Raw genomic sequence first — 17,380 nt, forward strand, 5'->3', positions numbered from 1 at the left:
CAAGAAGATTCTAACCAGCGGTGAACCCGAACGTCAAACGCTCAATCGTGGAAAGTTGTGGAATTCTGCCGATTGATGTTTTCCATACGCTAATTCTTAGCTAATTCTCCGTGGTTGCGGGTTCCGCAGTCACCTTTGGCCGCGACAACTGTCCGGCTGCGGCGGAATCCAATACCCACGTGAGCGCGCCATTAGCGGGCACAATCAGTTGGGCAGGAGTGGTCTGGGGGTCACGTTCGCCTTCGATCACACGTTTCACGACCCCGGCCTTATCCTCGCCGACGACGAGGAACGTGATTTGCGTTGCGTTGTTGATCACCCGAGCCGTGAGTGTCACACGCCAGGAGTTCACTTCGTCCACGTGATCCGCAACCACCAAACGCGTGGATTCCTGAACCGTCGGACGACCGGGAAAGAGAGATGCTGTGTGGCCATTCGTCCCCAGTCCCAGCAGCATGTAATCAAACCTGGGCAGCCCGTTCATCGCAGGTACTTTTTCACGCAGAATGCGCTCGTAAACGTCGGCGGCTTCCACGGCCGTTCCGTCCCCTGTTGGTATGCGATGGATATTGGAAGGCTCCACGGGCACACGAGAAAGCAGCAGTTCTCGCGCCATTCCGTAATTGCTCTGTTTATCCCCAGGAGGCACGTTTCGCTCATCGCCCCAGAAGAACTGAATCGACTTCCAAGGCACTAGCGCGGCGAATGGCGGAGCTGCCAAGGCCTGGAACAGGGCACGAGGAGTGCTGCCTCCGGAAAGCGCGACCGATGCCTTTCGGCCTTCGGCGGCAGTCTTTCGCATAAGGGCGGCGAACTGCCCTGCGGCAATGCGAATAGTCTCATCCACATCGACGCCGACCAGTATCTCCGCCCCACGAAGGTGAAATCGATTAGGCAGCATCGGCCAGTTCCTTGCGATTGTCGGCAATAGAGAGCCATTGATGGCCCGCACTCTCAAGCAGTTGACTCGCTTCGGCAGGACCTTCGGACCCCGCCGCGTAGTTGGGGAACACTGGCGCGGGAAGCTGTGCCCATGCTTCTTCAATGGGCGTAATGATCTTCCACTCCGATTCCACTTCATCTCCACGTGTGAAGAGCGTAGCGTCGCCTCTCATCGCATCGAGTATAAGCGTTTCATAGGCGACCGGCGTATTACCGCCGAATGCATCCGCATAGGAGAATCGCGCCATTACCGGAACGGTGCTCATGTGAGTGCCGGGCCGCTTGGCGCCGAACGACACCGAAATCCCCTCGTCAGGTTGCAGACGCAAGCTCACCACATTTGTCCCAATGCTGCCGCGATCGGCTTCCGCGAAAAGCGCCTGCGGAGTCGGTTTGAAGTGCACCTTGATTTCCGTAACGTTATTCGCCAGGCGCTTGCCCGTGCGCAGATAGAACGGAACTCCGGCCCAGCGCCAGTTCTCGGTGTTCAGCCGCAGCGCCGCGAAAGTCTCGGTCACGGAGTCGGGCTTCACTCCACGCTCCTGCCTGTAGCCCGGGACGGCTTCGCCGCCGATGTGTCCCGGACCATACTGTCCCCGAACCGTGTTCGCCGCGACTTCGTCGATCGACATCGGTCTGATGCTGCGAAATACCTGCACTTTCTGTTCACGCACCGAATCGGCGTCAAAAGCTATCGGCGGCTCCATCGCCGTAAGCGCTACGAGTTGCAACATGTGATTGGCAACCATGTCGCGCAACGCGCCTGTCTCTTCGTAGAACGAGGCACGACCCTCAACACCGAGACGCTCAGAGGCCGTGATCTCCACGTAATCAACGTAGTTGCGATTCCACACCGGCTCGAAGATCGAGTTGGCAAATCGAAATACCAAAATGTTCTGAACTGTTTCTTTGCCGAGATAATGGTCGATACGATAAATGTTCTTCTCGTCGAAAACCTTGAGCACGGCCTCATTTAGAGCTCGTGCACTCTTTAGATCGCGTCCAAAAGGCTTCTCGAGAATGATGCGGGACCATCCCTTTTCACCGTGGTTAAGACCTGCAGATTGCAGACCTGAGACAATTTCGCCCGCCAGCGAAGCCGGAGTCGAGACGTAGAACAGCGTATTCGGACTCGACCCGTTTTGCTGCATGTTTTCAAGGTAAGACCGCAGTTCAGAATAGAACTCGTTCTTCGACGGATCTCCGACGACATATCGCAGGCGTTTCGCAAACTTCTGCCACTTCTCTTCATTGAAGTTGCGCACATCCTTCGACGACTTCGCGGCTTCTTTCATCGACTCGCGGAATTGATCGTCGGTCATCTGAGTTCTGCCCGTGCCCACTACTTCGAAGCGTGCGTGCATGCATCCAACGCCGCACAGGTCGTAAAGCGCAGGAATCAGTTTGCGGCGCGTGAGATCTCCGCTGGCGCCAAAAATGACCAGCGTACAAGGATCAGCTCCGGGCAATGCCGGGCGTTGCAGTTTTTGCGAAACTTCAGCTTCGATTACAGGTGTCATCGACTGCTCCTGTTGATCAGCGCGTTCCAATCCGAATGCACAAATCCTGCTTCGGGACGATCAGTTCGCTGATAAGTGTGTGCACCAAAAAAGTCTCGTTGTGCCTGCGTAAGATTCTGCGGAAGATTGGCGGCAGTGTATGCGTCGAAATACGCCAAAGATGCCGAGAATGCTGGAGCAGGGATTCCAAGCGATGACGCGACTCCAATCACGGAGCGCCACGCTGGCAGCGACTCAGTAATACGCGCCTGGAAATCGCCATCCAGCAGCAGATTGGTCAACGAAGGATCGCGATCAAACGCCTGCATGATGGGATCGAGCAGGAGAGCGCGGATGATGCAGCCGCCCTTCCAGATGCGGGCAATTTCGCGCAGACTGATCTTCCAATTCCATTCCTTTGCGCCAGCTGCAATCAGGCTCATGCCTTGCGCATAAGAGCAGATCTTGCTGGCATACAGCGCATGACTGATTGAGTTGATGAGTTCCTTTGCATTGCCCGAGTAGCGTCCCGGAGTTCGCTTGTACTGTCCGCTTGCTGCGACTCGCTCGTCTTTCATGCTTGAGAGCGCGCGTCCATCGAGTGCCGCGGAGATCGTGGGAATCGGTATACCGAGGTCGAGCGCAATCTGCGCCGTCCACTTCCCTGTTCCCTTCTGCCCGGCTTTGTCGAGGATTACATCGACGAGCGGCTTCTTTGTCTCGGGATCAATGGCCGTCAAGATTTGCGCGCTGATTTCGATAAGGTAAGATGCGAGGGGACCGCGATTCCATTCAGCGAAAATCTCTGCGATTTCCGGTGCAGAGAGCCCAAGTGCATGGCGCAACAAATCGTAGGCTTCGGCGATCAATTGCATGTCGCCGTACTCAATTCCGTTGTGCACCATCTTGACGTAATGCCCGGCTCCATCAGCGCCGACATACGTTACGCACGCGCCAGATGAAGTCTTCGCTGCGATTGCCTCAAGCGTTTTCTGCACGTGCTTATAGGCATTTTCGTCGCCACCGGGCATCAGAGATGGACCATTTCGCGCGCCTTCTTCTCCGCCGGAAACTCCCATGCCAAAAAAGTTCAGGCCGCGTGCTCGCATCGCTGCTTCACGTCTTTGCGTGTCTTTGAAGAATGAGTTTCCGCCGTCGATGAGAATATCGCCGTCTTCAAGCAGAGGCGCAATGCGCTCAAGCATCTGGTCAACCGGATCGCCAGCCTTGATCATCATCAGCATTCGGCGAGGCCGCTCGAGCGAGCGTACGAACTGAGCCAAATCAGTGTTGCCGATGATCCGCTTTCCTTCATTTGCGTCAACAAAGCGTTTCACCCACTCCGGTTCAAGATTCCATACGGCTACGCTCTGTCCATGATCTTCGATATTAAGTGCAAGATTCTGGCCCATGACTCCAAGGCCGATCACTCCAAACTGCGCCAGCTTTGTCGCGGAGATTGTTGACATGCATTCTCCAGTGGATTTTGTCACAACGACCAGCGCACCTCAGCAACCACCATGCGCTACTGCTATGAAAGATTCCGAAAACAGGCCAAGGGATTCAATCGAGATTGCACGAACTGTCACAAACGTCAGACGCTCTCATGCCGCTCATCAGAGCTGGACTGCTCATCCTCTTCTTCGTCGGACTGCACCATAATGTTTATACGCCGCATTTGGTAACCGAGTGCGGTAATTGCAAACCCGGCTTGCTCGAGAAAACTGCCGAGAAAGTGCTCACTTGCGGGTCGCCCGTTGATCTCGGATATGAGCAATCCTGAGCGTGGAGATTGTCTCGCGATGGCAACACGCGCAAGCTCCTGCGCTGTAACTCTGGCCACATCCGTTCGCTCCGGATCGGACTCCGGTAGCCACAGTTTGATTGCAGGATTGCCGCGTCGAACATAAGCGACAAGCCTACCGTCCACCAGCAGCACACTTGCTCCGCTGCTTCGGGACATGCCATGAGCTCCGCTTCCCTGCTGCTCTCGTTCCCCGTCCTCTGCCCCATCGTTTACGCGCGGCCACGGTAGCAATGTGCCGTACGGATTCGCCGGGTCCACGGCAGCAAGCATGACGGCCCTCTTCTTCGGAGACGCACGTCTTGCCCGGAGCGATTCTACTGCCGCGTTTGTCGCAAATTGCGATCCCCCAAGCCCGGAGATGAACATGCCTCGTCGAATCCACCCGCGCTCTTCCATTTGCCGCAGCGCTGGATAGAACGCACTGAACCCTCCTGGCAGATCTTCCGCCGCTGCCATTTCGCGCACAACCAAGCCATAGCGCAGCAGCAGTTGCTGCGCCATGCTCGCGCTCCACTCCGTCACGCTCGGCTCATTGGGTATTCGCGAGCGTACCAGCGACCACCTGCCCTGGGCCATTGCTCCGCCCTTTGAGCGTGCGCGAAACTGTTTCAGAAACTCCACAGAGCCCGGCCTCGCGGAATCGCTTGTTCTTCGCGCGCGGCCTTCGCGCTCCTGCCCGAGGTACCTGCGAAGAGCATGAAACGTGTCGTTGGTGACCACGCCCTGCCACACCAGTTCCCAAAGCGCGTCGTTTGTGTCGCCCGAGAATCCATCGCCTGCAGCCTCATGGATCGCTGCAAAGAACGAAGCACCACGCTCCGCCAGGAAGTCGCATATCAGCTTTGCTCTTCCTTCAAGAACAGGAGCTGATTGCAAGGCAGTCGGTGGCAGCAGCGCTTGCAGATTTTCAGCAATGTAAAGCGCCACTCGGCCGTCGTGCTCTCCCACTCGACCGCGCCCCACCCACACAACTTCGCCCGCAGCCATTAAGGCATCGAGATCACTCGGGTCATAATCCCTGATGCGCGCTGGCAGAATCTCCCGCTCCCACTCGGAAAGAGGAAGCGCCACCCCCTGCAACGTCTCGATAGCGTCGAGCAACGGATCGAGTCCGCGACGTTTGTTGCCAATTCCTTGCCAGCGCGGCAGAAAAGCGCCAAGTGCGTACGGCTCGAGTGGCTCGATCTGCTTTCGCAATTTCGCCAGCGTCTTGCGCCGGAGCTGCTGCAACACTTCCGGATGCACCCACTCGCGATGTGCGCCACCGGGCCGGAACTCACCCTCGAGCAGCCTTCCACTGCGTACAAGCTCAGCCAGTGCCGCCTCAGCTGTTTGCTTCGGAACCTGATACCGCTGCCATAGATCCTGTTCAGCGAACGGTCCATGGGTGCGCGCGTAGCGGCTGAGCAGTTCAATGGATGCGTTCGGCTGTGGCTTGAGCCATGTCTCCGCAACATTCTCCGGCAATGCCACGTTCAGCGCGTCGCGATACTGCGCCGCATGCTCTATCGCAATGAAACGCTGCTCGCCGCCAATCGTCACCAGCAGCGCACGCTGCGAGCTCAACAGTTCCTGAACATGCTCAAGAGCCTCATCACTTGCAGATCGGGCGCGCAACTCCTCGGCATTCAGGTCACCGAGTCTCAACAACAGGTCGTGAATACCATCGGCGTTCCGGGCCGGGTGCTCGCCTCCGAGCAACTGCAGACGCGTTTCGACTTCCTGCACTACACTCGCATCAAGAAGCTCACGATAGTCTGCATCCCCAAGCAGATCCTGCAACTGCGACTGATCGATCGAGAGAGCCTGCGCACGACGCTCCGCCAGCGGAGCATCGCCGTCGTAGATGTAATTGGCGACATAACTGAAAAGCAGCGATGCCGCGAACGGTGATGGCTTCTCGGAATCTACAGTGGTTACCCGAACTGCACCGCTTTCGACCCGCCGCAGCAGATCGGTCAACGCGGCCAAATCGAAAATGTCGCGAATGCATTCGCGATACGTCTCCATCAGCATGGGGAATGACGAGTAGCGTGCTGCAACATTCAGCAGGTCTGCCGCACGCTTTCGCTGCTGCCACAATGGCGTTCGAATACCAGGCCTGCGCTTCGGCAATAGCAAAGCGCGAGCTGCATTCTCTCGAAAGCGTGCCGCAAACAATGCCGTTGACGAGAGCTGGCGCATGACTCGGTCGTAAATGCCGGCTGACGATGGCAGCAATTCCTTTGCCTCAAGTGCGCGATCACTCTCCGGACGCCGGATTACGAATCCATCGTCAGCCCACATCGTCTCGGGGACGATCCCAAGCTCCTCGCGCAGCTCTGCGGCTACGGCCATGCACCACGGCGCATGAACACGGCTGCCATGAGGCGAGAGCACACAGATGCGCCAGTCGCCTAGTTCATCACGGCAGCGTTCTATCACGATGTCTTCATCACTCGGGACGACGGTCGTTGCGACCTGCTGATCGCGCAGGAAACGCAACAAGTTCTCCGCTGCATTCGGCTCAAGCGCGTGCTCTTCCGTTAGTTGCGGAAACGCCGCTTGCGCGGGCATTGCAATCAATTCGCGCGTGAGTGCACCAATGTGTCTTCCAAATTCCGCTGGCCGTCCGATACTGTCTCCGTGCCAGAACGGCATCTTCCCTGGCTCGCCTGGAGCAGGTGTCACGAGCACCCGATCGTGCGTAATTTCGGCAATGCGCCACGTAGACGCGCCGAGTATGATCGCCTCGCCCGGCTTACTCTCAAACACCATCTCCTCGTCGAGTTCCCCGAGTCGGATGGGCTTGTTAGCGCCTTCGAGAAACACCCCATAGAGTCCCCGATCCGGTATGGTGCCACCATTCACGATCGCGATGCGCTGGGCACCCTCGCGCGCAGTGAGCCTGTTACTTACGCGATCCCACGTGATACGCGGACGCAACTCTGCAAATTCATCGGACGGATATCGTCCTGAAAGCAGATCGAGAATGCTCTCGAAGGATTCGCGCGAGAGCCCTGCGAAGGGTGCCGCTCGCCGCACGGTGTCGAACAAATCCGTCGCTGAAACCGCATTCATCGCAACCATCGCAACAACTTGCTGCGCGAGCACATCGAGCGGATTGCGCGGATAGCGCACGGCCTCCACTAAGCCTTGCTGCATTGCACGTGTTGCAGCGGCACACGCCAGCAGGTCGGCTCTGAATTTTGGGAAGATCACGCCATTGCTGGTGCCGCCGACATGATGTCCTGCTCGCCCGATGCGCTGCATGCCACTCGCTACCGACGGAGGCGCCTCGATCTGCACCACAAGGTCGATTGCGCCCATGTCAATTCCTAATTCAAGTGACGATGTAGCGACCAGCCCCTTGATCGTCCCCTCCTTCAATCGATCTTCAATTTCCTTGCGCTGCTCCGGAGCCACGCTGCCATGGTGTGCCAGCACAAGCGTTTCTCCAGCAAGGTCATTGAGGGCTCCGGAGATACGTTCTGCGAGGCGACGGCTGTTGACAAAGATAAGCGTTGACTGATGTGTGCGCACAAGTTCGAGTAGCTCGGGATGAATGGAGGTCCAGATCGATTGACCACCCGGAACGGCACTCCCTCCATTCGCCCGAAGCGCCGATTCACCCAGCTTCGACATGTCCTCAACCGGCACTGTTACACTCAGTTCAAGCTGCTTCGGAGCACTCGCATCTAGCACCGTCACCGGACGATACCGAGTAGAGGCATCTATCTCGACACTTTCATCCAACGCTTCCTGAGCACGCACCGCCGGCTGCTCAACCTGCTCCACTCCACCCAGAAATTGCGCAACCTCCTGCAACGGGCGCTGCGTGGCCGAGAGTCCAATCCGCTGAAGGGGTCTCCCGCAGAGCTTCTCCAGCCTTTCGAGCGAGAGCGCCAGGTGCGCTCCGCGCTTCGTAGGCACAAGCGCGTGGATTTCATCCACGATCACCGTCTCCACTGAGCGCAACGCCTCGCGCGCATTCGAGGTAAGCATTAAATACAACGATTCGGGCGTGGTGATGAGAATGTCAGCAGGCATGCGTTGAAACTTCGCACGCTCTCCGGATGGAGTATCACCCGTGCGAACAAAAACCGCAGGCCGATGAAATGAATCCCCGCGCTGCGCTGCCACCTCGGCGATGCCTTCCAGTGGAGTGCGCAGGTTCCGTTGCACATCGACCGCAAGCGCCTTCAACGGCGAGATATAAACCACTCGGCAGCGCTTCGCCTTCTCAGGAAGCGGCGAGAACATAGCCCGGTTAAGACACCACAGAAATGCAGCCAGAGTCTTACCGCTTCCGGTCGGCGCAAGTAGCAGTGTGGATTCTCCCCTTGCAATGGCAGGCCAGCTTAGCCGCTGCGCAAGAGTGGGCGATGTGAAGTGGGAGGCGAACCATTGCCGAACGGCGGGATGAAACGGTTCCATCGCGTCACTGTTACTAGACACGGCAGGTTCGTGATTGGATTTCGAGGCGCGCATCCGTTCTGAGATAGTCTAAGCTCAAAACTGTAGATGCACGAGTGCGCGCGCGGAGCTTAGGAGTCGAGTTCCATTTCGAGTGCGGCCTTCACTTGAGAGCACTCCTCTGAGGCTAACTTTCTTCCGCCGATCCTGAGGTAGAAGGTGTCGATTGCCATTTCGCCTTCGGTATCGACGAGCGCGATCTCGATATTGCACCCGCACTCTGCGATTACGGCAGCAATACGGTGCAGAAGACCGGAGCGATCCTGTGCAATCACCTCAACGACCGTGCTGTGGCTCGAGGAGTTCTGATCGAAGTTGATACTGGTCTCGACCTTCACCTTGGGAGGCTTGCTGCTACTCCCGAGCCGCTTATTTGCCAGTTTCTCCAGCGGCACGGCTCCGCTCAAAACGTCGTTAAAACTCTTCTGGAACCGGTCCCACTCCTGCACATTCATCTCGAGGGTGTGGAAACGGTCCGTGAAGATAAACCGGTCCACCACAACTCCCGAATCGTTCGAGAATGCATCAGCCTTGAGAATGTTCATTCCCCAGCCAGCCAGGACGCCCGCAAGGGTCGCGAATAACGCGGGCCGATCGTGCGTAATGACCGTGAGGGCGAAGTCTCCGCGAAGGCGCTTAAGGTTCGTCTGCACAGGCTTATTCTTCAACTGCGACGCCATCTCAACGTCGCGAATGATTTCATCGGCCGAATGCAAACGCAGATAGCGCTGCGGTAATCCTTCCAGGAAATCGCGAAGCCTACGTCCAAGCTGCGGAGCCAGCAGCCGAACGCGCGCAACCTGCTCATCATGCCCAGCCTCATGGAAGCGATCGTCGTCCACGGTGCGATTCATGTGATTGGCCGTAATGAAATACACGCGCCAAAGATTCTCAGCTTTCCACGGAGACAACGAGTTTGTGTTGACCGCGCCAATATCAGCGTACGTAAGCAGCGTCAACATTCGCAACCGTTCAGGACTGCCCAGCCGCTTTGCTAGTCCCTGGATCGTTTCGGGATCAAAGATGTCTCGGCGCATCACGGCGGAGATGTCCAGGTGATAAGCAACCAGGAAGCACACCATGTCTTCGTCTTCTGGAGGAAGGCCGAAATTGCGGCACACCTTAATCGCAATCTCGAGGCTGGCGCTCACGTGGTCGTCGCTCGGTATTGCCTTTCCGAGATCATGCAGCAAAAGTGCGAGCATCAGCAGATCCAGACGCTCGATCTCACTGGCCAGACTTGCCAGCGTGTGCTTCTCATTCTTTGCTTTCTCGGAGCGTAGTTCGTGAATCGATTCGATGGCCCGGAACGTGTGCTCATCCACTGTGTAGCGATGATAGAAGTCGCGGATGACCAGCGATTCCACGCTGCGGAACTCCGGCAGCAAAATACTCAACACGCCAAGCTCTTGCATTGTGCGCAGTGCCTGTGCTGCATAAGGGCGTATCAGAATCTCTCGCAGCTCGGCCCAGCGTTGTGTACCGCTCAACTCTCTTGCAGCAATCATCGGCAGCGCCTGCTCAATGCGCATATCGGTGCTGGCCGCCAGCCGGAGACCATGTTGCGCGACGAACTCGAAGCAGTCGAAGAAGTGTTCCGGCGAAGTCAGCGACGACGGCTGTTGCAGGAAAATGCGCCCATTCACGCATGAGAACTCATCGGTAGAGAGCCTCGAGCGCCAGTTCTGGAATTGCTGAAACAACGATGAGCGGGCAGGCACAACTTCATCAGTCATCGTAGTAAACAGGCGATTGACCACTCGCGCCTGTCGATAGTAGTAGCGCATCCATTCCGCGGCATCCGAACCGCCATCGAACCCGACGTGAGCTTCGGCAGCAGCTTGCTGCGCTTCCCAGCTAAGCTGATTATCATCGCGTCCGGCGCGATAGTGCAGGAAACAACGCACGGAAATCAGGAAGTCTCGCGCTTCTTGTGCACGATCGCGCAAGGACGCCGGGAAGTAGTCAAAGGGGCTCTTCCATTCGCGTGCGCGAGAAAATCCGTTCAGCAGCGCCAGCCAGCAGGACACATTGTAATCTCGCAGTCCTCCAGGCGCCTCCTTGATGTTCGGCTCAAGATGGAAGATCGTGTCGCCCGCGACATGATGGCGCGCCTCGTTCACTTCGGCCAGCAACAGCACGAGTTCCTGCCAATCGCGCAGTACCGAGCGCGGAATCACCTGGTCGTGCAATCGCCGGAACAATCCATAGTCGCCGGCGAGCAGACGGCAATCAAGCAGGGATATGTTGAACTCAGGATTGTCGCGGTGAAGACGATCGCAATCTTCAAGCGTGCGAGTCGTGGGACTGAGCCGCAAACGCATGTCCCAGAGGTCCTGGCACATGGAACGGATCGCATCTTTTCGTTCCGCCGCCGGGCCTTCTCCATCGCTCAGGAACAGCAGATCCACATCTGAGTACGGCGCGAGCACGCCACGACCATAGCCGCCGATGGCAACCAGCGCGATCCCAGCCGGCCCATTCAGGTCAGGATCGATGTGATGCCGCCACAACTGCAAAGTCAGTGAATCGACTAACTCGGTGCGTCCCTGAAGTACGGCGCGCCCGGATCGTGTGCGCTCAAACTGAAGCTGCAAACGCTCTGTGCCAGCGAGGTACTCGGCTTTCAGATTTTGCGCTATCCCCGGTATCATCAAAAATCCTCATCCCGGCATACTTGCCCAGGAAGAACAGAACTCCAGAAGTGCTTCCACGATTGCAGCGATCCTCGGCAGTTCGCGTTCCCGAAAACCATTTGCCCTTGCGCGCGAACGCTTCCATCGACAAACAACCCCAACCATAAATAGATGGTTGTGAGCGGGGATGGAAATCGATAATTCTTATGGAACCTATGCGGCAGGATTATGCGTTGCAAAGCATTGTAACAACGATAGGTTCAGCATTGGATGTCAGTAGCGGTCATAAATCACAAAAACGAAACCCTCCCGCACGCGGAAGGGTCCGGTCTGTAGTCCAACGATCTAAGCCAGCCGTTTCGTCGGCTTGTGGCCTACGAATCCGTAGAAGGCAATGAAGAGATAGCAGAACACGGGCAGAATCGAAGAAGCGCGGAATCCAAACGCGTCCGTCAGACCGCCCAGAATCACGGGAACCACCGCTCCGCCCACGACTGCCGTCATGATCAAACCCGATCCCTTGCTTGTCATCGGTCCCAAGCCAGCAATGCCCAAGGCGAAAATGCTGGGGAACATGATCGAGTTGAAGAACCCACAAAGCAACAGGCTCCAAATCGCGATATGGCCGGTGGTGCAAACCGAAAACACCACGCTGCCGGCCGCAAGCAGTCCGAAGAGTCCAAGCAACAAGCCTGCGTTCACCTTGGTCAACACAGCGGAACCGAGCAAGCGCCCAACCAGCGCGCCACCCCAGTAGTAAGCAGTCAAGCCAGCTGCGGTTGCCGCGGCAAGGCCACCCAGTTCTTTCAGACCAAAGTAGCCAATCATAAACTGTGACAGGCCAACCTCAACTCCGACATAAAGGAAAATGGCAATCGTCGCCAATACCGTGTGACGGAAGCTCCAAATGCTATCGGTGCTCTTCTGCGAGCTATCCTTCGCGGCTGCCGCAATGGTCGGCAGGCTGGCAAAAGACACCGCCACCGCCAGCAACAGGAGAGTTCCCGCGATCACCAGGTAAGGCGTTCTGACCGTGCTCGCAATGATGACCTTGTATGCCAGTTGCTCCTCGGCCGTCTTCTGAGCCAACGTAGCAGCATCCAACACAACATTGTGCTTCAAGATCAGGGCGCCAGCCACGATGGGCGCAAGCGTTGCGCCAATCGAGTTGAAGGCCTGCGCGAGATTCTGCCGGACAGGGGCACTGGATTCAGGTCCCAGAGCTGAAACATAGGGATTCGCCGAGGTCTGCAGAGCCGCGACACCGCCGCCTACAACGAAGACCGCAGCCAGGAACAACCAGAAGTTTGGAAGGCTCGCCGCAGGAAGGAACAACAATGCGCCAACCACCTGCACAAGCAGCGAAACCACCATCGTCTTCTTGTAGCCAATGGCGTCGATCAGTTTGGAGGTTGGAGCGGAGCAAACGAAATATGCCGTAAAGAATGCAGCCGTTGCCAACGCTGCCTGCAACCATGTCAGATTGAAGACCGATTTCAGGTGCGGAACCAACTGCATGTTAAGTGTCGTGATAAATCCGAAGATGAAGTATAGGCCGGTAACGGTGATAAAAGGGCCAACGTAGCTGGGCGTACGTGATGTGATCGGTGCCTCTATCTGTGTTGCCATTAGCTTGTTCCCCGCTTCCTTTGAATGTGTCCTAAAGCTCAAACTTCCCGAAAAGAAGCGAATGAAATGCATCAGCATGCGCGCACCCCTGCGGTGGTGCAACGACGATCTGCGACTGAACAGACAAGATTGCCATTGTGTCGAGTCTCGCTTCTTCAGTCAGACCTCTGCGGGCCTGTGAGTGTTTTCGTGTGACTTGCAAAAGCACTCACATTGTAGGACAAGCAAAGCATTTCAGCACATAGCTAAGTACAAACTGTGGAGAGGTTTTTGGGAATTGGAATGGGAAAGGGGTCAGGCGCTTGCGGCGCTTCGGGAAGAGCGTTCATCGAGTTTCTGCCGGATCGCCCTTAGCAGCACTTCGGCCGTATAGGGCTTCTCAACCAACGTAAAGCCGGAGACCCCATCTGCTTGGGCGATCACTTCCTCGGTATAGCCGGATAGAAACACCACCGCAGTCGCCGGGCGTTGCGCAAGTATCAGGCGCGCAAGATGTGGCCCCCGCATACGCGGCATCACCACGTCGCTGAGCAGCAGCTGAATCTGCCCTTGGAACTTAGCCGATATCTCCAGTGCGGCGATGCCGTCCTCTGCTTCCAGCACGTTGTATCCATCGCGCAGAAGAATCACCTTGGTCAGTTCGCGGAGCGCAGCCGAGTCCTCCACGAGCAGGATCGTTTCTCCTCCGCAAATTCTCTTGCCCGCAGCATGGGCTGAATCCAGTTGCTTTACAGGCTCACTGCAGAGCGGAAGATAGATTTTGAAAATGGTGCCGACGCCTGGCTCACTGTAGACCCAGATATCGCCGCCATTTCGCTTCACAATGCCATAGACGGTAGCGAGCCCTAGCCCTGTGCCTTTGCCCGATTCCTTTGTGGTGAAGAACGGTTCGAAGACGTGGGCCACCGTGTCAGGATCCATCCCTATTCCCGTATCGCTGATGGCGAGCAGCGCATAGGTTCCAACACTCAACATGGGATGATGCTGAATGTACTCCTCCCCTATCTCTACCGCTCTCACCTCTATGCTGAGTTGGCCGCCATTGGGCATCGCATCTCCGGCATTGGCCACCAGGTTCAGCACCAACTGCTGCACCTGACCAGGATCAACTTTGACCGTGCATGGCTCCTCAGAGCATTTCACATTCAGCTCAATATCGTCCCTCAGCAGACGTCCGAGCAGCGGAGTCAGCTTTGAGGCGACATCGCGCAAATCCATCACTTCCGGAGCAATCGACTGCTTGCGACTGAACGCGAGTAACTGCCGCGTAAGCATTGCGCCAGTTGTGCCGGAGTTCTTAATCTGCAACACTCGCTCGCGACGCATATCTCCCGGGGGAAGCTCCGATAAAAGAATCTCGGAGTAGCCAAGAATCACATTCAGCAGCGTATTGAAATCGTGCGCCATTCCGCCAGCGAGCCGGCCAATGGCTTCCATTTTCTGAGCTTGCTTCAACTGTTCTTCTGTGCGCTTGCGCTCGGTTACGTTTTGGATGACCGAGATCCGACAAACCGGCTCTCCTGCCTGGTCCCTTACCACGGACGAAGTGACATTGACCCAAACAGTGGAGCCGTCGTGATGGAGATAGCGCTTCTCAATTTCGTAGGATTGTCCCCCGTTTCGCACAGTGGTCTCAAAAAGAGCAATCTCTCGTTCAAGATCGTCGGTGTAAGTGATCTCTGCGGTTTTCTTGCCGAGCAACTCTCTTTCCTTGTAACCAAGCATGCGGCACAAGGCAGAGTTCACCATCAGCAGGCGTCCATCACAAGATACCTGCTCGATTCCTACGGCAGCTTGCTCGTAAATGGAGCGGAATCGCGTTTCGCTTTCCTTTAACTTCTCTTCTGCGTGTTTGCGTTCGGTTATATCCCGCAGGATCACCGTATACAGCATCTGTCCCGCAACCTGCACGTGAGAGATCGTCGCCTCGATTGGAAACTTTTCGCCATCGGCGCGCAATGCCATCAGTACTCCGGGTGAGGACATTGAGTGTGTAGTGCTTCCAGATTGCCCGAACTGAATGATCTTTTCCGAATGATGCGCCCGGGCATTTTCGGGGAGAAAGCGACCCAGAGGCTTGCCGATAGCATCGGAAGTTGAACAGCCAAACATCTTCTCGGCAGCCTGATTGAAGACAAGGATCTTTAAATTATGGTCGAGCGTGATGATGGCATCCATTGCTGAGCCAACAACACTCGCCAACCGTTCCGTACTGATCCTCAGTTCACTTTCGCTCTGTTTGCGCTCAAGTTCAATCCGGTCGAGCAACGACGCGCTGATCAGGACTAAAGGCACAAATACCACGATGGGCGCCACAACAAAGAGGAATACCATCGCCGCCGTGCCATAACTTCCCGCCTGGTTCATCTTCAGGATGATCAAGCTGACTGAAAACGGGATAAAGATCGCAGCCGGCAACAAACGGCGAGCAGTTCTTCCTCCCAATTCCGGGCTTAGCACAATTGCAGCAATGCCTCGCTTCGGGCGCTTGAACATGATTGCCAGGCACAACAGCAGAAACGCAAACGCCGTGGGAAGCGAAACCTGTGAGAACATCGGCAACCGATACAGGCTGCTGCGGTCGTAGGCATACCACGTGAGGCTGGCAAACGACAGACAGCTCGTAGCCCATGTCAGGATGAGCGAAGGCGGGAACCCTAAGATGTATGTATCGATCAGGAGAATCGAACATCCCAGCAGAACGAAGTTCAGCGCTGTGACCGGAGACATGCGGTGAATCTGCAGATTGGCAGAGGCAAAAGACAATACTCCATCAATGTGCAGATCGAAACCAGTGAGATGTTCCAGTGAAATCAGGATGCCGATTATGACGGCGCAGACCGCAAACGCGCGAGACGCAATGCGAGCCTGCCAACGTGAGTGATCGATCAGCAGCAACGACGTCGCGAGACAGAAGAGTCCGATTGCGGAAGTTGGCTTTACATACCCAACGGATAAAAAGATCCGCACGAAACTTTCCGGAAAGAAAACCCAGCCGGCAAGAGCGCAGATTGCAACCGCCATAGCACCGTAAATCGGCAACAGTACTCCGTAACGGTACCCAGCCGCTTGCGCATATCCTTCTCTGCTGTGATCGATAGACAATTCGGGCAACCCCGACAAGAATCAGGCAGTTATCCTAATCCGGCAATACCGCGATTATAGTCCGAGCACACGCGATCTGCACCTGTTTGTGCCTGATTTCATGCGGCTCAGAGCGTAATCAGATGGAACTAGAATTGCTCCCAATCGGGATCGCTGATTTGCATGATCCTTTGGGTATGAACTAAGAATTTTTCAGCGGCAGAGACATGCGCTGTTCTTTATTCCTCTCCTGTGGCAAAGTGCATATTACGCGAGGTACGAGCAGATGGGCGTGTTGTTTTTCGCGCAGTATCCACAGATGATCGCTGTGCCACTTGTACTTCTATATTGCCTCTGGCGATACACCTTTGTACCTTCGGACAAGAAGCACACAGATTGGTTGATCGGGGCAGCAGCCGTCTTGATTCCAGCGGAATTAAGCGCACAAGCGATCGTGACGTGGATATCCGCTCTGCGCCCCTACAAGTACGACCTTTATATCTCGTGCATAGACGGAATTCTTGGATTTCAGCCAAGCTTTGTAATCGGAAGACTTGCCGAACATTATTTCGCGATAAAAGTACTGCTTGCGTTTACCTATGGTGCATGTTCGCTGGCGATGCTTACCGTGTTCGCCGCAACGCTGTGGCTCAGAAGCGAAACCGAAACCGTGGCCCTAGTCAAAACGTTCGGGTTGAACCTCTTCGCTGCTCTGCCGATCTACCTTCTTGTTCCTGTCTGCGGACCAGCTTTCGCCTTTCCACATTTTCCTGACTCTGTGCCATCGCTCGCTCCGCATCTGATTGCAATCACTGCACCACCGAATGGAATTCCTTCCGTTCATTTCGCAACCGCTCTCTTAGTCGCGTGGTTTGCCAGACATTGGCGTGCTGGAAGAATTCTGGGAGTTGCGTTTGTGTTTCTAACGATGTGCGCCACACTAGGATCAGGTCAGCATTACTTCTTCGACCTCATCGTCGCAGTGCCATACGCCATTCTGGTACGCAGAGCGTTCAGTCAAAGAGTTGCAGAACGTGTCGAGACACACGAAAGTTCGCTAACGGGCGTTTCCGGACGTCTACTGTAATATGCGACTAGGTTGTTTAGAATGTTTGGCGTCCCCGGCGGGATTCGAACCCGCGTTATCGCCGTGAAAGGGCGGTGTCCTAGGCCGGGCTAGACGACGGGGACGCAGCTAGGCAGGGTGTATGACCTGATTCATAGTAGCAATCACGGGAGGACGTGTCAAAGCGGAGCAGGCCAAGAACAGCAATCTTCTGTGGAAATAAGAAAACATTCTTTTCTGCTGGCGTGCACGCGACACAGCG

At 56.1% G+C, this 17,380-nt stretch carries 8 protein-coding genes and 1 tRNA gene; 1 reads left to right on the forward strand and 8 read right to left on the reverse strand.

The features are described 5' to 3' along the window. Positions 1–100: 100 nt before the first annotated feature. From pgl to AC6IY8_RS07545, 7 genes are all read right to left on the reverse strand, one after another. Positions 101–901 carry a 6-phosphogluconolactonase gene (gene pgl, locus AC6IY8_RS07515; RefSeq protein WP_497778152.1) on the reverse strand — a complete coding sequence of 267 codons (801 nt, stop codon included), beginning with the start codon at positions 899–901 and terminating at the stop codon, positions 101–103. Then, complete coding sequence (zwf, locus tag AC6IY8_RS07520; protein ID WP_497778154.1) at positions 891–2,462, reverse strand: glucose-6-phosphate dehydrogenase; 1,572 nt, start codon at positions 2,460–2,462, stop codon at positions 891–893. The genes pgl and zwf overlap by 11 nt, the downstream gene beginning before the upstream one ends. Continuing rightward, positions 2,459–3,910, reverse strand: coding sequence for an NADP-dependent phosphogluconate dehydrogenase (gnd, locus tag AC6IY8_RS07525; protein WP_497778155.1), 1,452 nt, complete (start codon positions 3,908–3,910; stop codon positions 2,459–2,461). The genes zwf and gnd overlap by 4 nt, the downstream gene beginning before the upstream one ends. A gap of 125 nt (positions 3,911–4,035) precedes the next feature. Beyond that, positions 4,036–8,685, reverse strand: a complete 4,650-nt coding sequence (locus AC6IY8_RS07530) for a DNA glycosylase AlkZ-like family protein (protein ID WP_497778157.1) — start codon at positions 8,683–8,685, stop codon at positions 4,036–4,038. An 89-nt stretch (positions 8,686–8,774) separates the two neighbouring features. Next, a complete protein-coding gene (gene glnD, locus AC6IY8_RS07535) occupies positions 8,775–11,357 on the reverse strand; it encodes a [protein-PII] uridylyltransferase (RefSeq protein WP_497778158.1) in 2,583 nt (860 codons plus the stop codon). A gap of 327 nt (positions 11,358–11,684) precedes the next feature. Next, complete coding sequence (locus AC6IY8_RS07540; RefSeq protein WP_497778159.1) at positions 11,685–12,968, reverse strand: sugar MFS transporter; 1,284 nt, start codon at positions 12,966–12,968, stop codon at positions 11,685–11,687. 294 nt (positions 12,969–13,262) lie between these two features. Continuing rightward, positions 13,263–15,938 carry a PAS domain S-box protein gene (locus AC6IY8_RS07545; protein ID WP_497778160.1) on the reverse strand — a complete coding sequence of 892 codons (2,676 nt, stop codon included), beginning with the start codon at positions 15,936–15,938 and terminating at the stop codon, positions 13,263–13,265. Positions 15,939–16,338: 400 nt separating this feature from the next. Between AC6IY8_RS07545 and AC6IY8_RS07550 the strand changes: the two genes are divergently transcribed. Continuing rightward, positions 16,339–17,139, forward strand: a complete 801-nt coding sequence (locus tag AC6IY8_RS07550; RefSeq protein WP_497778161.1) for a phosphatase PAP2 family protein — start codon at positions 16,339–16,341, stop codon at positions 17,137–17,139. A 26-nt stretch (positions 17,140–17,165) separates the two neighbouring features. Here the strand turns inward: AC6IY8_RS07550 and AC6IY8_RS07555 are convergent. After that, a tRNA-Glu gene (locus AC6IY8_RS07555) sits at positions 17,166–17,243 on the reverse strand. Between the last annotated feature and the right edge of the window lie 137 nt (positions 17,244–17,380).

Source organism: Koromonas soli, from assembly GCF_059726265.1.

Excerpts from the sequence above, each read along its gene's own strand:
- pgl (WP_497778152.1), bottom strand. The coding sequence starts at position 901 with ATGCTGCCTAATCGATTTCACCTTCGTGGGGCGGAGATACTGGTCGGC.
- zwf (WP_497778154.1), bottom strand. The coding sequence starts at position 2,462 with ATGACACCTGTAATCGAAGCTGAAGTTTCGCAAAAACTGCAACGCCCG.
- gnd (WP_497778155.1), bottom strand. The coding sequence starts at position 3,910 with ATGTCAACAATCTCCGCGACAAAGCTGGCGCAGTTTGGAGTGATCGGC.
- glnD (WP_497778158.1), bottom strand. The coding sequence starts at position 11,357 with ATGATACCGGGGATAGCGCAAAATCTGAAAGCCGAGTACCTCGCTGGC.
- AC6IY8_RS07540 (WP_497778159.1), bottom strand. The coding sequence starts at position 12,968 with ATGGCAACACAGATAGAGGCACCGATCACATCACGTACGCCCAGCTAC.
- AC6IY8_RS07550 (WP_497778161.1), top strand. The coding sequence starts at position 16,339 with ATGGGCGTGTTGTTTTTCGCGCAGTATCCACAGATGATCGCTGTGCCA.